Here is a 17,335-nt window from a genome sequence, read left to right as displayed (position 1 = left end):
ACTTGTCTGGTCAATAATAACGGTGCGTTTTTGTCGACTTTAAGGCAGTATGTAACGGTGCAACAAGAGGTTAGCCTTATGTCTTAAGCGGTTTTGTCATCTGCGGCCTGACAAGCTTATACTGTCTGACTAAGGTTAACTCACCTGATGTTTCGCGGTGTGGGCGGGCATTATGGCTCGTCGGCGCCTGAATCCTAATTTACACGTACCTGTAGCTGTAGCGAATGAATACTGAAGCCACGCACGACCAAAATGAAGCACAAACCACCGGCGTTCGTCTGCGCAATGCCCGTGAACAACTCGGACTCAGCCAGCAGGCTGTCGCTGAGCGACTTTGCCTGAAGGTTTCTACGGTACGCGATATTGAAGAAGATAAGGCGCCATCCGATCTTGCTTCAACCTTCCTGCGCGGATATATCCGCTCATATGCGCGTCTGGTACATGTTCCAGAAGAGGAACTGCTGCCGGGACTGGAAAAACAAGCCCCACTGCGCGCCGCCAAAGTCGCTCCAATGCAGAATTTTTCATTAGGAAAGCGTCGTAAAAAACGCGACGGCTGGTTAATGTCTTTTACCTGGCTGGTACTGTTTGTGGTAGTAGGACTGACTGGCGCATGGTGGTGGCAGAACCATAAGGCGCAGCAGGAAGAAATCACTACGATGGCCGATCAAAGCACGGCTGAACTGAACGCAGATAAAGATAGTGGTCAAGGCGTACAGTTGGACACCCGTGCCGCGGCAAGCCAGGATACGACGCCAGCGGAAACGGCTCCTGCGGCGCCGGTTGATTCGACGGCGGCGGCGACGCAAAATACGGTAGTAGCGCCTTCGCAAGCGAATGTCGATACGGCTGCCACATCTGCCACGGCAACGGAAACGTCGTCCGCGCTGCCGACCGATCAGGCTGGCGTAGCGGCGCCTGCCGCCGATTCGAATGCGCTGGTGATGAATTTTACTGCTGACTGCTGGCTCGAAGTGACCGACGCCACGGGTAAGAAACTGTTCAGCGGTATGCAGCGTAAAGATGGCAATTTAAACCTAACTGGTCAGGCGCCTTATAAGCTTAAAATTGGTGCGCCGGCCGCGGTGCAGATCCAGTATCAAGGAAAACCTGTCGATCTGAGCCGCTTTATCAGAACTAATCAGGTTGCGCGTCTGACCATCAATGCCGAACCAACATCGGCGCAGTAACAGGCGGGTAACGCAGGAGATTTCTCATGCATAACCAGGCTCCAATTCAACGTAGGAAATCGACACGTATTTACGTTGGCAATGTGCCGATTGGCGATGGCGCCCCCATCACCGTCCAGTCTATGACCAATACGCGTACCACGGATGTGGAAGCGACGGTTAATCAGATTAAAGCGCTTGAGCGCGTGGGTGCGGATATTGTGCGTGTTTCCGTGCCGACCATGGACGCCGCCGAAGCGTTTAAGCTTATTAAGCAGCAGGTCAGCGTCCCCTTGGTCGCCGATATTCACTTCGACTACCGCATTGCGCTGAAAGTGGCGGAATATGGCGTCGATTGCTTGCGCATCAACCCTGGTAATATCGGTAACGAAGAACGTATTCGCATGGTGGTGGACTGTGCGCGCGACAAAAATATCCCTATCCGTATCGGCGTAAATGCCGGATCGCTGGAAAAAGATCTGCAGGAAAAATACGGTGAGCCGACCCCGCAGGCGCTGCTGGAATCAGCAATGCGCCATGTTGATCATCTCGATCGTCTCAACTTTGAACAGTTTAAAGTGAGCGTAAAAGCGTCTGATGTATTCCTTGCCGTTGAGTCTTATCGTCTGTTAGCTAAACAGATCGATCAGCCGCTGCATTTGGGGATCACCGAAGCGGGCGGCGCGCGTAGCGGGGCGGTCAAGTCGGCGATCGGTTTGGGTCTGCTGTTATCGGAAGGCATCGGCGACACGTTGCGCGTATCGTTGGCGGCCGACCCGGTGGAAGAGATCAAAGTAGGGTTTGATATACTGAAGTCGCTGCGCATTCGCGCGCGCGGCATCAACTTCATCGCCTGCCCGACCTGTTCTCGCCAGGAGTTCGACGTTATTGGCACGGTGAACGCGCTGGAGCAGCGTCTGGAAGATATCATCACCCCGATGGACGTTTCGATCATCGGCTGCGTGGTGAACGGGCCGGGTGAAGCGCTGGTGTCGACGCTGGGCGTGACGGGCGGCAATAAAAAAAGCGGCCTGTATGAAGACGGCGTGCGTAAAGATCGTCTCGATAACGACGATATGATCGCGCAGCTTGAATCCCGTATTCGCGCGAAAGCAAGCCAACTTGATGAAGCGCGCCGGATTGACGTGCTGCAGGTTGAAAAATAAGAACGTGATGGGAAGCGGCGTGCTTCCCGTGTATGATTGAACCCGCATGGCTCCCGGTTCGTTCGGGGAAGCGCTGAGGGTTCATTTTTATATTCAGAAAGAGAATAAACGTGGCAAAAAACATTCAAGCCATTCGCGGCATGAACGATTATCTGCCTGGCGAAACCGCCATCTGGCAGCGCATTGAAAGCACACTCAAAAACGTGCTCGGCAGCTACGGTTACAGTGAAATCCGCTTGCCGATTGTAGAGCAGACCCCGTTATTCAAACGCGCGATCGGTGAAGTTACTGACGTGGTTGAAAAAGAGATGTACACCTTTGAGGATCGCAACGGCGATAGCCTGACACTGCGCCCTGAAGGTACGGCGGGCTGTGTACGCGCCGGCATCGAACATGGTCTTCTGTACAATCAGGAACAGCGTCTGTGGTACATCGGGCCGATGTTCCGCCACGAGCGTCCGCAAAAAGGTCGCTACCGTCAGTTCCATCAGTTAGGCGCCGAAGTCTTTGGCTTACAAGGCCCGGATATCGACGCGGAGCTGATTATGCTAACTGCGCGCTGGTGGCGCGCGTTGGGCATCGCTGAACACGTTAGCCTGGAGCTGAACTCTATTGGTTCGTTAGAGGCGCGTGCGAACTATCGCGATGCGCTGGTCGCGTTCCTCGAGCAGCATCAAGAGACGCTGGACGAAGACTGCAAACGCCGCATGTATACCAATCCTCTGCGCGTGCTGGATTCAAAAAATCCGGACGTGCAGGCGCTGCTCAACGACGCGCCCGCTCTCGGCGACTATCTCGATGACGATTCACGCGAGCACTTTGCCGGTCTGTGCAAATTGCTGGACGCGGCGGGGATTGCCTACACCGTCAACCAGCGTCTGGTGCGCGGTCTTGACTACTACAATCGTACCGTATTTGAATGGGTAACGAATAGTCTGGGGTCACAAGGCACCGTCTGTGCGGGGGGGCGTTATGACGGTCTGGTGGAACAACTGGGCGGTCGCGCTACCCCGGCAGTGGGTTTTGCTATGGGCCTGGAACGACTTGTTTTGTTAGTTCAGGCAGTTAATCCGGAATTTATTGCCTCTCCTGTTGTCGATATATACCTGGTAGCTGCCGGCACGGAAACGCAGTCTGCGGCAATGACGCTGGCGGAGCGGCTGCGCGATGAAATGCCAGACGTGAAGCTAATAACAAACCACGGCGGCGGCAACTTTAAAAAACAGTTTGCTCGCGCCGATAAGTGGGGCGCCCGGATTGCACTGGTTCTTGGCGAATCCGAAGTCGCCAATGGGACTGTTGTAGTGAAGGATTTGCGCTCCGGTGAGCAAACGGCAGTGGCGCAGGACAGCGTCGCCGCGCATTTGCGCACTTTATTGGGCTAAGGAGAAGGACAGCGTGGAAATTTACGAGAACGAACACGACCAGGTGGATGCGATAAAACGCTTCTTTGCCGAAAACGGCAAAGCGCTGGCTGTCGGAGTGATTTTAGGGGTTGGCGCGCTGGTTGGCTGGCGTTACTGGAACAGCCATCAAACGGAGTCCGCGCGTGCTGCTTCTCTGGCGTATCAAAATGCGGTGACGGCAATAAGCGCCGATAAGCCGGATAGCATTCCCGCCGCTGAAAAATTCGCGGCTGAAAATAAAAATACCTATGGTGCGTTGGCGTCTATGGAACTGGCGCAGCAGTTTGTGGATAAGAATGAACTTAAAAAAGCCGAAACCCAGTTGCAGCAGGGGCTGGCGGCCACCAGCGATGAAAATCTCAAAGCGGTGATTAATCTACGTCTTGCCCGCGTTCAGGTACAGCTCAAGCAAGCTGACGCCGCGCTGAAAACACTGGATGCCATTAAAGGCGAAGGGTGGACGGCAATTGTCGCTGATTTGCGCGGCGAAGCGTTGCTGAGTAAGGGTGATATAAAAGGCGCGCGCAGCGCATGGGAAGCGGGTGTCAATAGCGATGCTTCTCCGGCGTTGAGCGAAATGATGCAGATGAAAATCAATAATTTGTCCATCTGAGAGGGACCCGATGCAATTGCGTAAATTACTTCTGCCAGGGTTGCTTTCCGTTACCCTGCTCAGCGGCTGTTCACTGTTTAGCGGCGAAGAAGATGTCGTTAAGATGTCTCCATTACCGCAAGTTGAAAACCAGTTTACCCCGACGACTGCCTGGAGCACCTCTGTCGGTAACGGAATAGGCGACTTTTATTCTAATCTTCATCCGGTAATGGCAGATAACGTGGTTTATGCCGCCTCGCGCGCGGGCGTGGTAAAAGCGCTCAATGCGGATGACGGCAAAGAGATCTGGTCTGTGAACCTGGGCGAGAAAGACGGTTGGTTCTCACGTTCGTCTGCTCTGTTATCCGGCGGCGTCACGGTCGCGGGCGGTCACGTCTATATTGGTAGTGAAAAGGCTTTGGTTTATGCGCTGAATACCAGCGACGGCACCACGGAATGGCAGACGAAGGTCGCTGGCGAAGCGTTGTCTCGTCCGGTGGTCAGTGATGGACTGGTCCTTATCCATACCAGCAACGGTCAGTTGCAGGCGCTAAACCAGGCGGATGGCGCGATTAAATGGACAGTGAGCCTGGATATGCCTTCGCTGTCGCTGCGCGGCGAATCTGCGCCGGCAACCGCGTTCGGCGCGGCTATCGTTGGTGGTGATAATGGCCGCGTCAGCGCTGTGTTGATGCAACAAGGGCAGATGATTTGGCAACAGCGTATCTCCCAGGCCACTGGCCCAACGGAAATTGACCGTCTGAGCGATGTTGATACCACGCCGGTTGTGGTAAACGGCGTCGTTTACGCGTTGGCATATAATGGTAACTTAACGGCGCTGGATCTGCGCAGTGGTCAGATTATGTGGAAACGCGAGCTGGGTTCGGTCAATGACTTTATTGTCGACGGCGACCGTATCTACCTGGTCGATCAGAACGATCGCGTGCTGGCGTTGACCACCGACGGCGGCGTAACGCTGTGGACGCAAAGCGATCTGTTGCACCGTTTGCTGACCTCCCCGGTGCTGTATAACGGTGATTTAGTCGTCGGCGATAGCGAAGGTTATCTGCACTGGATTAATGTTGATGATGGGCGTTTTGTGGCCCAACAGAAAGTAGACAGTTCCGGTTTCCTGACCGAACCGACGGTGGCGGATGGTAAACTGCTCATCCAGGCCAAAGATGGTACGGTCTACGCGATTACGCGTTAATCGTCACGGTTGTGCGTTTTAAAAAACGGCCCCTGGTGTAGGGGCCGTTTTCCTGTTTTTAACAATGGCGCAAAATGCGTGCGTTGTCTGATGATTTTTTAAATGAGGCTTTAAACATGGTACCTGTGGTCGCGCTTGTCGGGCGCCCTAACGTCGGAAAATCCACACTATTTAACCGTCTGACCCGCACCCGAGATGCGCTGGTTGCGGATTTCCCGGGTCTGACTCGTGACCGTAAGTACGGTCGTGCGGAGGTTGAAGGCCGCGAGTTTATCTGTATCGACACTGGCGGTATCGACGGCACCGAAGACGGTGTTGAAACGCGGATGGCGGAACAGTCGCTGCTGGCGATTGAAGAAGCGGATGTGGTGTTATTCATGGTAGATGCGCGTGCTGGCCTGATGCCAGCGGATGAAGCGATTGCCAAACATTTGCGTTCCCGTGAAAAACCGACCTTCCTGGTAGCGAATAAAACGGATGGCCTCGATCCCGATCAGGCGGTTGTCGATTTTTACTCGCTGGGATTAGGCGACATTTATCCTATCGCCGCATCGCATGGTCGCGGCGTATTGAGCCTGCTGGAACATGTGCTTCTGCCGTGGATGGATGATATCGCGCCGCAGGAAGAGGTGGATGAGGACGCGGAATACTGGGCGCAATTCGAGGCGGAAGAAAACAGTGAAGAAGCGCCGGAAGATGACTTTAATCCGCAGGATCTCCCGATTAAGTTAGCGATTGTCGGTCGCCCGAACGTAGGTAAGTCCACGCTCACTAACCGTATTCTCGGTGAAGAACGTGTGGTGGTATATGACATGCCAGGTACCACTCGCGACAGTATCTACATTCCGATGGAACGCGATGAACGCGAATATGTGCTCATTGATACCGCGGGCGTGCGCAAGCGCGGGAAAATCACCGATGCGGTAGAAAAGTTCTCGGTGATTAAAACGTTGCAGGCGATTGAAGATGCTAACGTCGTACTGTTGGTTATCGATGCGCGTGAGGGGATCTCTGATCAAGATTTGTCGCTGCTGGGCTTTATCCTTAATAGTGGGCGCTCACTAGTTATCGTAGTCAACAAATGGGACGGCCTTAGTCAGGAAGTCAAAGAGCAAGTCAAAGAGACGCTTGACTTCCGTCTGGGTTTTATTGATTTTGCCCGCGTCCACTTTATCTCCGCGCTGCATGGTAGCGGTGTCGGTAATTTGTTTGAATCGGTCCGTGAAGCATACGATAGCTCCACCCGTCGCGTCAGCACCGCGCTGCTGACGCGTATCATGACCATGGCGGTTGAAGATCATCAGCCGCCGCTGGTGCGCGGTCGCCGCGTGAAGCTGAAATATGCCCACGCTGGCGGCTATAACCCGCCGATTGTCGTCATTCACGGTAACCAGGTAAAAGATCTGCCGGACTCCTATAAGCGCTATCTGATGAACTACTTCCGCAAGTCGTTGGAAGTGATGGGAACGCCGATTCGAATTCAGTTTAAAGAAGGGGAGAACCCGTATGCGAACAAGCGTAACACGCTGACGCCAACGCAAATGCGCAAACGTAAGCGTCTGATGAAGCACATCAAGAAAAGCAAATAATGGTTTTTCAGTAATATTCCAGGCCTGATAAGCGTAGCGTTTTCAGGCCATTAGATTAAACGTGGATTATGCTCTTGAGGAGAATGTTGTGGAAATAACCTGCCCCGTGTGCCATCGAGCGCTGGAGCGAAATGGTAATGCTGCGCATTGCGCGACATGCGTTAAAGATTTCGTGTTGCAAGCGATTTGCCCCGACTGTCGCCAGCCGTTACAGGTTTTGAAAGCCTGTGGCGCGGTGGACTATTTTTGCCAGAACGGTCATGGTTTAGTTTCAAAAAAACGGGTTAATTTCGTTATTTCCGAACAATAAAACCGCTGGCGACGTTGCGCCGCAGAATGGCCAACCTCTTATTCGGCTAAGGGAAAAATAGCTATTCGATATCTTCGTAACATCAGCATAGTCGTTCTACCCGGCGGGGTATTTTATTGTTTTATTTACCCACCTGTTTATATTAAATATTATTCTGCGAAAATTATATTAAATTTACCGTAATCTTCGCGGCGGACGAATTAGCCATAAAACAGATATATAAAAAGGCGCGGCTAACACGCTAAAAGCATGTCGAATTTGTGCGATTTCTATATTAATCACAAATGCACGCTTCACCTTTTTGCCACAGTTCGACAAGAGAGGATGGCGCATCATTTTCGGGAACCAGAATAACAATGTCTGTATATTGTGCCTGTTGGTGCTGCGTCCAGATTATATGGATTCGGAAATAGCGCTGATCGCCTTTGCCTGGGGAGTTCACCTGGCCCGGCGGAGAACCAACGGGTAACGTCTGCTTCAGAATATCGGAGACCCGCTGGCGTTGGGAGGCCGTCAATGGTGCTAAAGCGATCTTGCGCTGCTTATTTAGCTTAGGGATAAATGCCACCCCGCCTTCACGCGCCAGTTCCACAATTGCGTCATCGGTAAGCTCAGGGATATCCATCTATAACACTCCTACGGTTTTCCATGCCTGCTCAATAGCCGAAGCCACTGTTTGTCCGGAGCGTTTTTCTCCGTGAGCGATGGTAAGTCCGGCAAAATCCGCAAAACTGGCATTCTGGGCGAGATTGTGATCGCACAGCGTATCATACCAGGCATAACCGGCTTTTTCCCAGGCATAACCGCCGATTTGGCAGGCGGCCAGATAAAATGCCCGGTTCGGGATGCCGGAATTAAGATGCACACCGCCATTATCTTCACGGGTTTTAATAAAATTCTGCATATGGGCGGGCTGAGGGTCTTGTCCAAGTAGCGGATCGTCATATGCGGTGCCGGGCGCGGCCATTGAGCGTAATCCTTTGCCGTTAATACCCTTAGCCAGTAGCCCTTCGCCAATAATCCAGTCAGCCTGCCCGGCAGTTTGCTGGAGATGGAACTGTTTTACCAGTGAACCCAAAACGTCGGAAAGCGATTCATTCAGCGCGCCAGATTGCCCAAAATAAATTAATCCGGCTTCTGTTTCCGTTACGCCGTGGGTCAACTCATGCGCGACGACATCAATCGAACTCGTAAATCGGTTAAATATTTCGCCGTCGCCGTCGCCAAAAACCATCTGCTGCCCATTCCAGAATGCGTTCTGATAGTCGCGTCCGTAATGTACCGTGCCGGTCAGCGCCAGGCCTTTATTGTCCAGCGAATCACGATGGTAGATTTTCCAGAAAAAGTCATGGGTAATACCGAGATAATTATAAGCTTCGTCAACGGCGATATCGCCGTTTGACGGTTGTCCTTCATGGCGAACCTGTAATCCAGGTAATTCCTGACCTTGTTTGGCGTCGTAAATATCGCGTTCAAGCCGACCTGGATGCGCGGGATGCGCCACAGGCGATTTGACAGGTTTATGCGCCATCAGGGTTTGTACATGCGTTAACGTCAAACGAGCGCATCGCTGTTGGGGCGCCGAGCCGTTCGCGATAATACGGCGCAAAATATAAGGTGGGATAACAGTGTGGCAAGAAATAGTATTCATACCGATCTCCTTATTGCGGACAACGCTGAAAAGAACATCAGTAGTATAGATTGTGAGCATTAAAGCATTATATATTTTTATCCTAAACGGATCTTCTTTACAGGTTTGATGGCGGTCACTTCACTGGTCACCCAACCGTCCTTCAACCGAGTGGTCATCATATCGCCCACTTTAAGCTGCTTTACTTTTTTCAGGACGTTACCGTCGGTTGCGGTTGAGACACTGTAGCCTCGCGCCAGCGTCGCCAGCGGGCTAACGGCTTCCAGGTGCGTTACCGTATTACCGAAACGCTCGCGCTGTTCGCTTAACCGTGCGCGGAAGTTTTCCGCCAGGCGATATTCCAGTTGCTGAATGCGCGACTGCGCACGGTGGATGCGCGGTTGCGGGTTTTGCTGCCTCAGACGCTGTGACGCGCGCTGTTGGCGCTGGTTCGCCTGTTTTAACTGGTTTTCCAGCGCAAGATGCATACGCTGGCGCAGCCGTTCCAGGGTGGTCTGTTGACGCGCCAGTCGCAGTTGCGGATGCTGCTGTTGCAGACGGTGGTACAGTTGGCTAAACCGCCGTTGGCGGTTAGCCAGATAATAATCCATCGCCATTTCCAGTCGCTGGCATGCGGTCTGCATTTGGCGCAGTAGCTCTTGCTGGTTGCGGCTGACGACCTCCGCCGCAGCGGACGGCGTAGGCGCGCGCAAGTCAGCGACAAAATCGGCTATCGTGACGTCTGTTTCGTGGCCGACGGCGCTTACCACCGGAATGGTACTTGCAAAAATTGCCCGCGCCACGCGCTCGTCGTTAAAGCTCCACAAATCTTCCAGCGAGCCGCCACCGCGCCCAACGATTAATACATCACACTCCTTGCGTGCGTTTGCAAGTGTAATTGCGCGCACAATCTGGCCTGGCGCATCTTCACCCTGTACGGCGGCCGGGTAGATGATAACGGGCAGCGAAGGGTCACGACGTTTTAGTACGTGGAGAATATCGTGCAGAGCAGCGCCGGTTTTTGACGTGATAACCCCAACGCAGTAGGCCGGGGAGGGTAGCGGATGTTTATACTGTTGATCGAAAAGGCCTTCGGCCTGGAGCTTTGCTTTGAGCTGCTCATACTTCTGCTGCAAAAGCCCTTCGCCAGCAGGCTGCATGCTTTCGACGATAATCTGGTAGTCACCGCGTGGCTCATATAGCGTGATGTTGGCGCGAACCAGCACTTGCTGCCCGTGCTGCGGGCGGAACGTGACTCGGCGGTTGCTGTTACGGAACATCGCACAGCGCACTTGGGCGGTATCGTCTTTGAGCGTAAAGTACCAGTGACCCGAAGCAGGCTGCGTGAAATTAGAGATCTCGCCGCTGATCCACACCTGACCCATCTCCTGTTCTAACAACAGACGAACCGTCTGGTTAAGGCGGCTTACGGTAAAAATTGAGGAAGTCTGAGAGGATAACATGTGAGCGGGATCAAATTCTAAATCAGCAGGTTATTCAATCGATAGTAACCTGCTCACAGAGGATCGCAAGCACTATTTGCAAAAAAGTGTAGATGCAACCGATTACGTTCTGTATAATGCCGCGGCAATATTTATTAACCTCCCAGGTGAGATATTGCCCATGCTACGTATCGCTAAAGAAGCCCTGACATTTGACGACGTCCTCCTTGTTCCCGCTCACTCTACCGTTCTGCCGAATACTGCCGATCTCAGCACGCAGTTGACGAAAACCATTCGTCTAAATATTCCTATGCTTTCTGCGGCGATGGACACCGTGACTGAAGCGCGCCTGGCAATTGCCCTGGCACAGGAGGGCGGCATCGGTTTTATCCACAAAAACATGTCTATTGAGCGTCAGGCGGAAGAAGTTCGCCGCGTGAAGAAGCACGAGTCCGGCGTAGTGACCGACCCGCAGACCGTCCTGCCAACCACCACGTTGCATGAAGTGAAAGCCCTGACCGAGCGTAACGGCTTCGCGGGCTATCCGGTGGTGACTGAAGACAACGAGCTGGTAGGTATTATCACTGGCCGTGACGTGCGTTTCGTCACCGATCTGAACCAACCGGTCAGCGTCTATATGACGCCGAAAGAGCGTCTGGTGACCGTTCGCGAAGGCGAAGCCCGTGAAGTCGTACTGGCAAAAATGCACGAAAAACGCGTAGAAAAAGCGCTGGTCGTTGATGATAACTTCCATCTGCTTGGCATGATTACCGTAAAAGATTTCCAGAAAGCGGAACGTAAACCAAACTCCTGTAAAGATGAGCAGGGCCGTTTACGTGTCGGCGCCGCGGTTGGCGCAGGCGCGGGCAACGAAGAGCGCGTTGACGCGCTGGTGGCGGCAGGCGTTGACGTACTGCTGATCGACTCATCTCACGGTCATTCAGAAGGTGTGTTGCAACGTATTCGTGAGACGCGCGCTAAATATCCGGATCTGCAAATCATCGGCGGCAACGTCGCGACGGGCGCAGGCGCTCGTGCGCTGGCGGAAGCGGGTTGCAGCGCGGTGAAAGTGGGTATCGGTCCGGGCTCTATCTGTACCACCCGTATCGTTACCGGCGTAGGCGTGCCGCAGATTACCGCCGTGTCCGACGCGGTGGAAGCGCTGGAAGGCACCGGTATTCCGGTTATCGCTGACGGCGGTATTCGCTTCTCCGGTGACATCGCGAAAGCTATCGCCGCTGGCGCGAGCGCCGTCATGGTCGGCTCCATGCTGGCCGGTACGGAAGAGTCTCCGGGCGAAATCGAACTTTACCAGGGCCGTTCATACAAATCTTACCGTGGTATGGGCTCGCTGGGCGCGATGTCCAAAGGTTCCTCCGACCGTTACTTCCAGAGCGATAACGCCGCCGACAAACTGGTGCCGGAAGGTATCGAAGGCCGTGTAGCGTATAAAGGTCGCCTGAAAGAGATCATTCACCAGCAGATGGGCGGCCTGCGTTCCTGTATGGGGCTGACCGGTTGTGCTACCATCGACGAGCTGCGTACTAAAGCGGAGTTTGTGCGTATCAGCGGTGCGGGTATTCAGGAAAGCCATGTTCACGACGTGACCATCACCAAAGAGTCCCCGAACTACCGTCTGGGCTCCTGATTTTCTTCGCCCGACCTTCGCGTCGGGCGATTTATTTAATCTGTTTCACTTGCCTCGGAATTAGCGTCAATGACAGACAATATTCATAAACATCGCATTCTCATCCTGGATTTCGGTTCCCAGTACACTCAGTTGGTGGCGCGTCGCGTGCGTGAACTGGGCGTTTACTGCGAACTGTGGGCGTGGGATGTCACGGAAGCGCAGATTCGCGAATTTAATCCCAGCGGGATTATCCTTTCCGGCGGCCCGGAAAGCACCACTGAAGAAAATAGCCCGCGCGCGCCGCAGTATGTGTTTGAGGCGGGCGTGCCGGTGTTTGGCGTCTGCTACGGTATGCAGACTATGGCGATGCAGCTTGGCGGTCATGTGGAAGGTTCTAATGAGCGTGAATTTGGCTATGCGCAGGTCGAAGTTCTGACCGATAGCGCACTGATTCGCGGTATTGAAGACTCTCTGACCGCTGACGGCAAACCATTGCTGGATGTTTGGATGAGCCATGGTGATAAAGTGACGGCGATTCCGTCCGACTTTGTGACGGTTGCCAGCACTGAAAGCTGCCCGTTCGCAATCATGGCGAACGAAGAAAAACGCTTCTACGGCGTGCAGTTCCACCCGGAAGTGACCCATACTCGTCAAGGGATGCGTATGCTGGAGCGTTTTGTACGCGATATTTGCCAGTGTGAAGCGTTGTGGACTCCGGCGAAGATCATCGACGATGCCGTAGCCCGCATTCGCGAGCAGGTAGGCGACGATAAAGTTATTCTCGGCCTCTCCGGCGGCGTGGACTCCTCCGTCACCGCAATGCTGCTGCACCGCGCCATCGGTAAAAATCTGACCTGTGTTTTCGTCGATAACGGCCTGCTGCGCCTCAACGAAGCCGAGCAGGTGATGGACATGTTTGGCGACCATTTTGGTCTGAACATTGTTCACGTACCGGCAGAAGATCGCTTCCTGTCCGCGTTGGCTGGCGAGAACGATCCGGAAGCCAAGCGTAAGATCATTGGCCGTGTTTTCGTGGAAGTGTTCGATGAAGAAGCGCTTAAGCTGGAAGATGTGAAATGGCTGGCGCAGGGGACTATCTATCCTGATGTGATCGAATCTGCCGCCTCCGCAACCGGTAAAGCGCATGTCATCAAATCTCACCACAATGTCGGCGGCCTGCCGAAAGAGATGAAGATGGGGCTGGTTGAACCGCTGAAAGAGCTGTTCAAAGATGAAGTACGTAAGATTGGTCTGGAGCTGGGCCTGCCGTATGACATGCTGTATCGCCATCCGTTCCCGGGGCCGGGCCTCGGCGTGCGCGTACTGGGCGAAGTGAAGAAAGAGTACTGTGACCTGCTGCGTCGCGCAGACGCTATCTTCATTGAAGAGCTGCGCAAAGCGGATCTGTACGACAAAGTGAGTCAGGCGTTTACTGTCTTCCTGCCGGTCCGTTCCGTAGGCGTCATGGGTGATGGGCGTAAGTACGATTGGGTGGTCTCCCTGCGTGCCGTCGAAACTATCGACTTTATGACCGCGCACTGGGCGCATCTGCCGTATGGCTTCCTGGGACGCGTTTCCAACCGCATCATCAATGAAGTCAACGGGATTTCCCGTGTGGTGTATGACATCAGCGGTAAACCACCGGCAACAATTGAGTGGGAATAAGCCGATAACCCTTCCTGTGTTTTCATGAACAGGTAAAAGTGAATTTAACCCTCTGTTCTTACAGAGGGTTTTTCTTTATGTACATTCATGTTTCCTCGCCTCTTCTAATCCAGCTCTTTATAAGTAGCTGAATCCCTGTTGCAACCTGCTCAAATTGGACAGCCCAAGCCATTGTGATTATTTTATCATTTACTCTGTGAGGGCTCAGCATACGTGCATCGCAATTAAGAGACTCATCCTTAGATGTCTTATCAAACGAATAAGCAGGGGAAATACTAAACCAATGCTCCATTAACTTAGGGGCTATTTCCCATCCCATTTTTCTCATCGCATCACCACTGGTGGGATCATGACCATCAGAGACCCTTCCTTTCCCTGTTTATCATCACTGACTAACAAAAACCGATTTTGAAGTACTCAAACCAGTGTTTTGAGGTTTATTGGATATATGGCCATAATTTCGCATAATAATTAAGAGTAAACTGTATGCAAAGCCATAGAGAACCTGGCTATTATGTATAACATCTTGTAAAATCAAACAAATGAAAATCGACTTATTAAATCATATAGTATTACCTATATGACACATAGACGATTTTATCTTTGTAAGTATCCCTATAAACCCCATCAGTAGCTAAGGAGAATAAAGAAACTGACATGAAAATATTTTTATTAGATATACATGCACCATTCATTTCCCCTCTAAAACATAGTTGTTCATCTGCTTGCCAATATTTGACATCCTCACTAAATAAAGGAGGCTCTGGATCATTCTTCACAAAATACACTACATCACATTGTTTTTGTAATGGCATATTCATCATGACATTATCTTTTTCTTTCTTCCATAAACTCAGCCTACCTCTGGCAGTAATAGGGATATTACTTACCAGTATAACTGTTGACTTGCAATTTTCATGAATCAGTTTTACGTAATCCTCTCCTTGATAAATAGCATCAATTTTTACATAATAAAAAAACAAAGATAAATTACGCTTATAGTATAAACAGATGTAATAAAAGCAAATAACATTTTAAGTTTAATTGATTTCATACCTCATCCCGTTATTACGCAACTGAAATTAGCTTCATTTATAAATGGTTTGTAATCATAAACCTTATACCTCTGCAAAATAAACCAAGAACAAAACCATTGCGAATATTCAAACCATTTACCATTTAAATCTGCAATATCCAGACCAAAATGGTCTTGAATTCTAAAACTTAAACTAGCTTCAAAGCTATTATCTTTTATATCAATATAATCAAGATAGATTTTCGTGGCGTAAGTATCGTGGATAGTAATCCCCAACCCGTTAAACCAGTCATAGTCATCGAATTTTGGCAGTTTAACTCCATCCTTTGGGTCTCTTATCTTCAAAGCCAACTGTTGTAAATCATCTATTGATAATGAACGAAACCCATTATTATATAACAAATTAGATAAAAATTCTTTGATTCTCCTTACACACTCAATTGTCGTTGAAAGCTCTAGAAATGCTTTATTCAGTAAATCGTGTCTTAAAACCCCACCCTCATTATTTTTGAATCTCTCGATCATAATTTGAATAAGTGGGGGATATTCCCCCTTCCAGGCAGTCCACTTTGCCATGCTAGCCATATTACCAAAATGCTCATCAACCGTATTGTCAAAATTGAAAAAATTAATCTTTAACTCCCGTCCCCAAATATCAATTTTATTCATTTTCCCCTGAGCGAGTATCTGCTTTTTGGTCATATCTCCATGTCGCATATCATCAGCAGTGAAGTCATTAATTTTTTTGATAGTTTTAAAAATTAAACGACGTTCTGCCTTTTGTATCTGCATGATGAATATTCGGGGTTCAAAATGCCAGATCTGACCGCTGAGTTCCTTTTGGACCTCAGCAGGTAATTTATCAAAGAAGCATAACGACTTTATATGTTCCCTGAATTCATTGTAATCATCATCAGTCAATGGCTCAGGTAATTGATCAGTCTTGTTTTTTACCCATGAAAATCGCGCGTCGAATGTTGAAAAATCCCACTCAAATGGAAACTTGCAAATTGCCTGTGTAAGCAGATGGACTTTTGCATCATCGTTTGGTTTTGCCTCCTGTAATTTTTTGATTACTCCCGAATTACATTGGCTGTCGCTGGATGTATCGTCATCAATCTTCGGATAATCGAAATAAGTAATTGAAATGAATAATACTGTATATACTTTTAGCTAATGGTGGTGTTCAAGAAATTCAATGGTACCAATCGATAAATTGCTTCGTTCGAGATATTGTTTTCTTTCTTCCTCTTTCAAACTTTCCCAAAATGGTTTCCAGTATACATGCCACCAAAACTCCATATCTCCTTGCAGACTACCATAAGTACCAAAGTCCTTATCAGGAAATACACACTCTGGGTCTGGAGGTTCTAAACCTTTTTCACAAAGGCAATTGATAAATTCATTATCATTTGTGATAAGCCTTACAACTTCCTGTTCAAACTCCTTAAATTTATAGCAAATCAGAACTTTATCATGGTCTGCAAACTTTTCTTTTATCTCACTTACTTTTACCTTTGCATGAAAAAATAATTCAACCAAATGTTCAATGAATGATATATCATCAGGTTTTATCATAAAGCATGCTGAGTGTGCATATATATTGTTTTTCTCTAGAGAAAAAAATGATGGATATCCCTCCCCCTTTTTTGGCAAAGCACTGAATTGAGTAACAGGAAAATCATCCTGTAATTTATTTTTTTTCCTGAACAAGTTAAATAAATTAATTTTCATCAATATGAACTGCCACCCAATCTGCACCAAAATAACCAGCGGTTCCGAATATAATTCCGCCAATCAGCCCTGTTAACGCCGCTCCTGGCCCCGTCTCAATACCAACAGCCGCACCAGTCACAGTACCTATTTTTGCTCCAGCGACAGCCATCCCCCATCCTCCAGCTTGCCTGATGGCTTCAGCAGTTATTGGTTTCACACTCCCGTTTTTAAGCGATTTTTCTGACGCCTGTTCTAGATCATAGGCTGTAAAGACAATTCCTGTTACCTGTACAACACGAGCGGCACGTGTAAAATACTTTGTGTATTTTAATGTCTCTGGAGTGAAAATCGCGGCTGCTGGTATCTTTTCACCGTGTAGCAATACTTCCTTATCTATATCATTAACATACTTTGATATTTTATCAATGTGTTCCCCCAAATGTGGGTTTTGGTTCTTGTACTCATCAAGGCTCTTAAGTATCTCTGCTGTAGAAATTAATTTAGCACCTGACCTTACAGCTTTGTCAATATCAACAATAATTGTTTTACCTTCAAACCTTGGAGATCCTTCCGGAAAGGCAGAGCTAGTGGAAATATATGCCGAAGCGTTATTCCCCATTACATGCTCAGCTACAGAGTAGGATGCTGAAAAATCCTTTGGAATTAAACCATATCGTTCCGGGTTAGTTTCTGAAAGCATCTTTGCCTCTGATAAGTCCATCTTTGAAAGATAGGGATCAGAATTTGAAGCATATATTTTCCTAACAAGAAAAC

General features: G+C 50.1%; 17 protein-coding genes. 9 read left to right on the top strand and 8 right to left on the bottom strand.

Annotated features, from left to right (window positions below; genetic code table 11):
- The first annotated feature begins 224 nt into the window (after positions 1-224).
- The 7 genes from rodZ (at position 225) to F4V61_RS08560 (ending at position 7,442) form a co-directional block, all read left to right on the top strand.
- Positions 225-1,190, top strand: a complete 966-nt coding sequence (gene rodZ, locus F4V61_RS08590) for a cytoskeleton protein RodZ (protein WP_001090878.1) — start codon at positions 225-227, stop codon at positions 1,188-1,190.
- Positions 1,191-1,216: 26 nt separating this feature from the next.
- A complete protein-coding gene (ispG, locus tag F4V61_RS08585) occupies positions 1,217-2,335 on the top strand; it encodes a flavodoxin-dependent (E)-4-hydroxy-3-methylbut-2-enyl-diphosphate synthase (protein ID WP_000551833.1) in 1,119 nt (372 codons plus the stop codon).
- A gap of 110 nt (positions 2,336-2,445) precedes the next feature.
- Positions 2,446-3,720: a histidine--tRNA ligase gene (gene hisS, locus F4V61_RS08580; protein WP_001107190.1), complete on the top strand. Its 1,275-nt coding sequence runs from the start codon at positions 2,446-2,448 to the stop codon at positions 3,718-3,720.
- A gap of 13 nt (positions 3,721-3,733) precedes the next feature.
- Positions 3,734-4,354: a YfgM family protein gene (locus F4V61_RS08575; protein ID WP_000409188.1), complete on the top strand. Its 621-nt coding sequence runs from the start codon at positions 3,734-3,736 to the stop codon at positions 4,352-4,354.
- Between the two features lie 10 nt (positions 4,355-4,364).
- A complete protein-coding gene (bamB, locus tag F4V61_RS08570) occupies positions 4,365-5,543 on the top strand; it encodes an outer membrane protein assembly factor BamB (protein ID WP_001177067.1) in 1,179 nt (392 codons plus the stop codon).
- A 116-nt stretch (positions 5,544-5,659) separates the two neighbouring features.
- Complete coding sequence (der, locus tag F4V61_RS08565; RefSeq protein WP_024131792.1) at positions 5,660-7,132, top strand: ribosome biogenesis GTPase Der; 1,473 nt, start codon at positions 5,660-5,662, stop codon at positions 7,130-7,132.
- 88 nt (positions 7,133-7,220) lie between these two features.
- Positions 7,221-7,442: a zinc ribbon domain-containing protein gene (locus tag F4V61_RS08560; RefSeq protein ID WP_000406473.1), complete on the top strand. Its 222-nt coding sequence runs from the start codon at positions 7,221-7,223 to the stop codon at positions 7,440-7,442.
- A 274-nt stretch (positions 7,443-7,716) separates the two neighbouring features.
- On the opposite strand, the gene F4V61_RS08555 is transcribed toward F4V61_RS08560, so the two are convergent.
- The 3 genes from F4V61_RS08555 to xseA form a co-directional block, all read right to left on the bottom strand.
- The gene (locus tag F4V61_RS08555) at positions 7,717-8,067 is read right to left on the bottom strand and encodes a protealysin inhibitor emfourin (protein ID WP_000354147.1); all 351 of its coding nucleotides are present in this window, start codon (positions 8,065-8,067) and stop codon (positions 7,717-7,719) included.
- Positions 8,068-9,093 carry a M4 family metallopeptidase gene (locus F4V61_RS08550; RefSeq protein WP_079829625.1) on the bottom strand — a complete coding sequence of 342 codons (1,026 nt, stop codon included), beginning with the start codon at positions 9,091-9,093 and terminating at the stop codon, positions 8,068-8,070.
- A 77-nt stretch (positions 9,094-9,170) separates the two neighbouring features.
- Positions 9,171-10,535, bottom strand: coding sequence for an exodeoxyribonuclease VII large subunit (gene xseA, locus F4V61_RS08545; protein ID WP_012209920.1), 1,365 nt, complete (start codon positions 10,533-10,535; stop codon positions 9,171-9,173).
- Between the two features lie 160 nt (positions 10,536-10,695).
- Between xseA and guaB the strand changes: the two genes are divergently transcribed.
- Together guaB and guaA are read left to right on the top strand one after the other, a co-directional pair.
- The gene (gene guaB, locus F4V61_RS08540) at positions 10,696-12,162 is read left to right on the top strand and encodes an IMP dehydrogenase (protein WP_000944174.1); all 1,467 of its coding nucleotides are present in this window, start codon (positions 10,696-10,698) and stop codon (positions 12,160-12,162) included.
- Between the two features lie 69 nt (positions 12,163-12,231).
- Complete coding sequence (gene guaA / locus F4V61_RS08535) at positions 12,232-13,809, top strand: glutamine-hydrolyzing GMP synthase (RefSeq protein ID WP_000131513.1); 1,578 nt, start codon at positions 12,232-12,234, stop codon at positions 13,807-13,809.
- An 85-nt stretch (positions 13,810-13,894) separates the two neighbouring features.
- On the opposite strand, the gene F4V61_RS22825 is transcribed toward guaA, so the two are convergent.
- The 5 genes from F4V61_RS22825 to F4V61_RS08515 all read right to left on the bottom strand — a co-directional run bounded on the left by F4V61_RS22825 (position 13,895) and on the right by F4V61_RS08515 (position 17,261).
- The gene (locus F4V61_RS22825; protein WP_079827470.1) at positions 13,895-14,137 is read right to left on the bottom strand and encodes a DUF6402 family protein; all 243 of its coding nucleotides are present in this window, start codon (positions 14,135-14,137) and stop codon (positions 13,895-13,897) included.
- Positions 14,138-14,381: 244 nt separating this feature from the next.
- A complete protein-coding gene (locus tag F4V61_RS08530; RefSeq protein ID WP_079799272.1) occupies positions 14,382-14,792 on the bottom strand; it encodes a hypothetical protein in 411 nt (136 codons plus the stop codon).
- Between the two features lie 74 nt (positions 14,793-14,866).
- Positions 14,867-15,637 (bottom strand): DUF3289 family protein, encoded by a 771-nt coding sequence (locus tag F4V61_RS08525; RefSeq protein WP_232081979.1) that lies wholly within the window; start codon positions 15,635-15,637, stop codon positions 14,867-14,869.
- Positions 15,638-16,018: 381 nt separating this feature from the next.
- The gene (locus tag F4V61_RS08520) at positions 16,019-16,579 is read right to left on the bottom strand and encodes a hypothetical protein (RefSeq protein ID WP_000700616.1); all 561 of its coding nucleotides are present in this window, start codon (positions 16,577-16,579) and stop codon (positions 16,019-16,021) included.
- Positions 16,569-17,261: a glycine zipper family protein gene (locus tag F4V61_RS08515; protein WP_232081980.1), complete on the bottom strand. Its 693-nt coding sequence runs from the start codon at positions 17,259-17,261 to the stop codon at positions 16,569-16,571. Before F4V61_RS08515 ends, F4V61_RS08520 begins: the two co-directional genes overlap by 11 nt.
- Between the last annotated feature and the right edge of the window lie 74 nt (positions 17,262-17,335).

This window comes from Salmonella enterica subsp. arizonae (assembly GCF_008692845.1).
Classification (GTDB): domain Bacteria; phylum Pseudomonadota; class Gammaproteobacteria; order Enterobacterales; family Enterobacteriaceae; genus Salmonella; species Salmonella arizonae.
The sequence above is the reverse complement of the archived record's forward strand: the minus strand, read 5'-3'. Positions and strand labels throughout refer to the sequence as shown.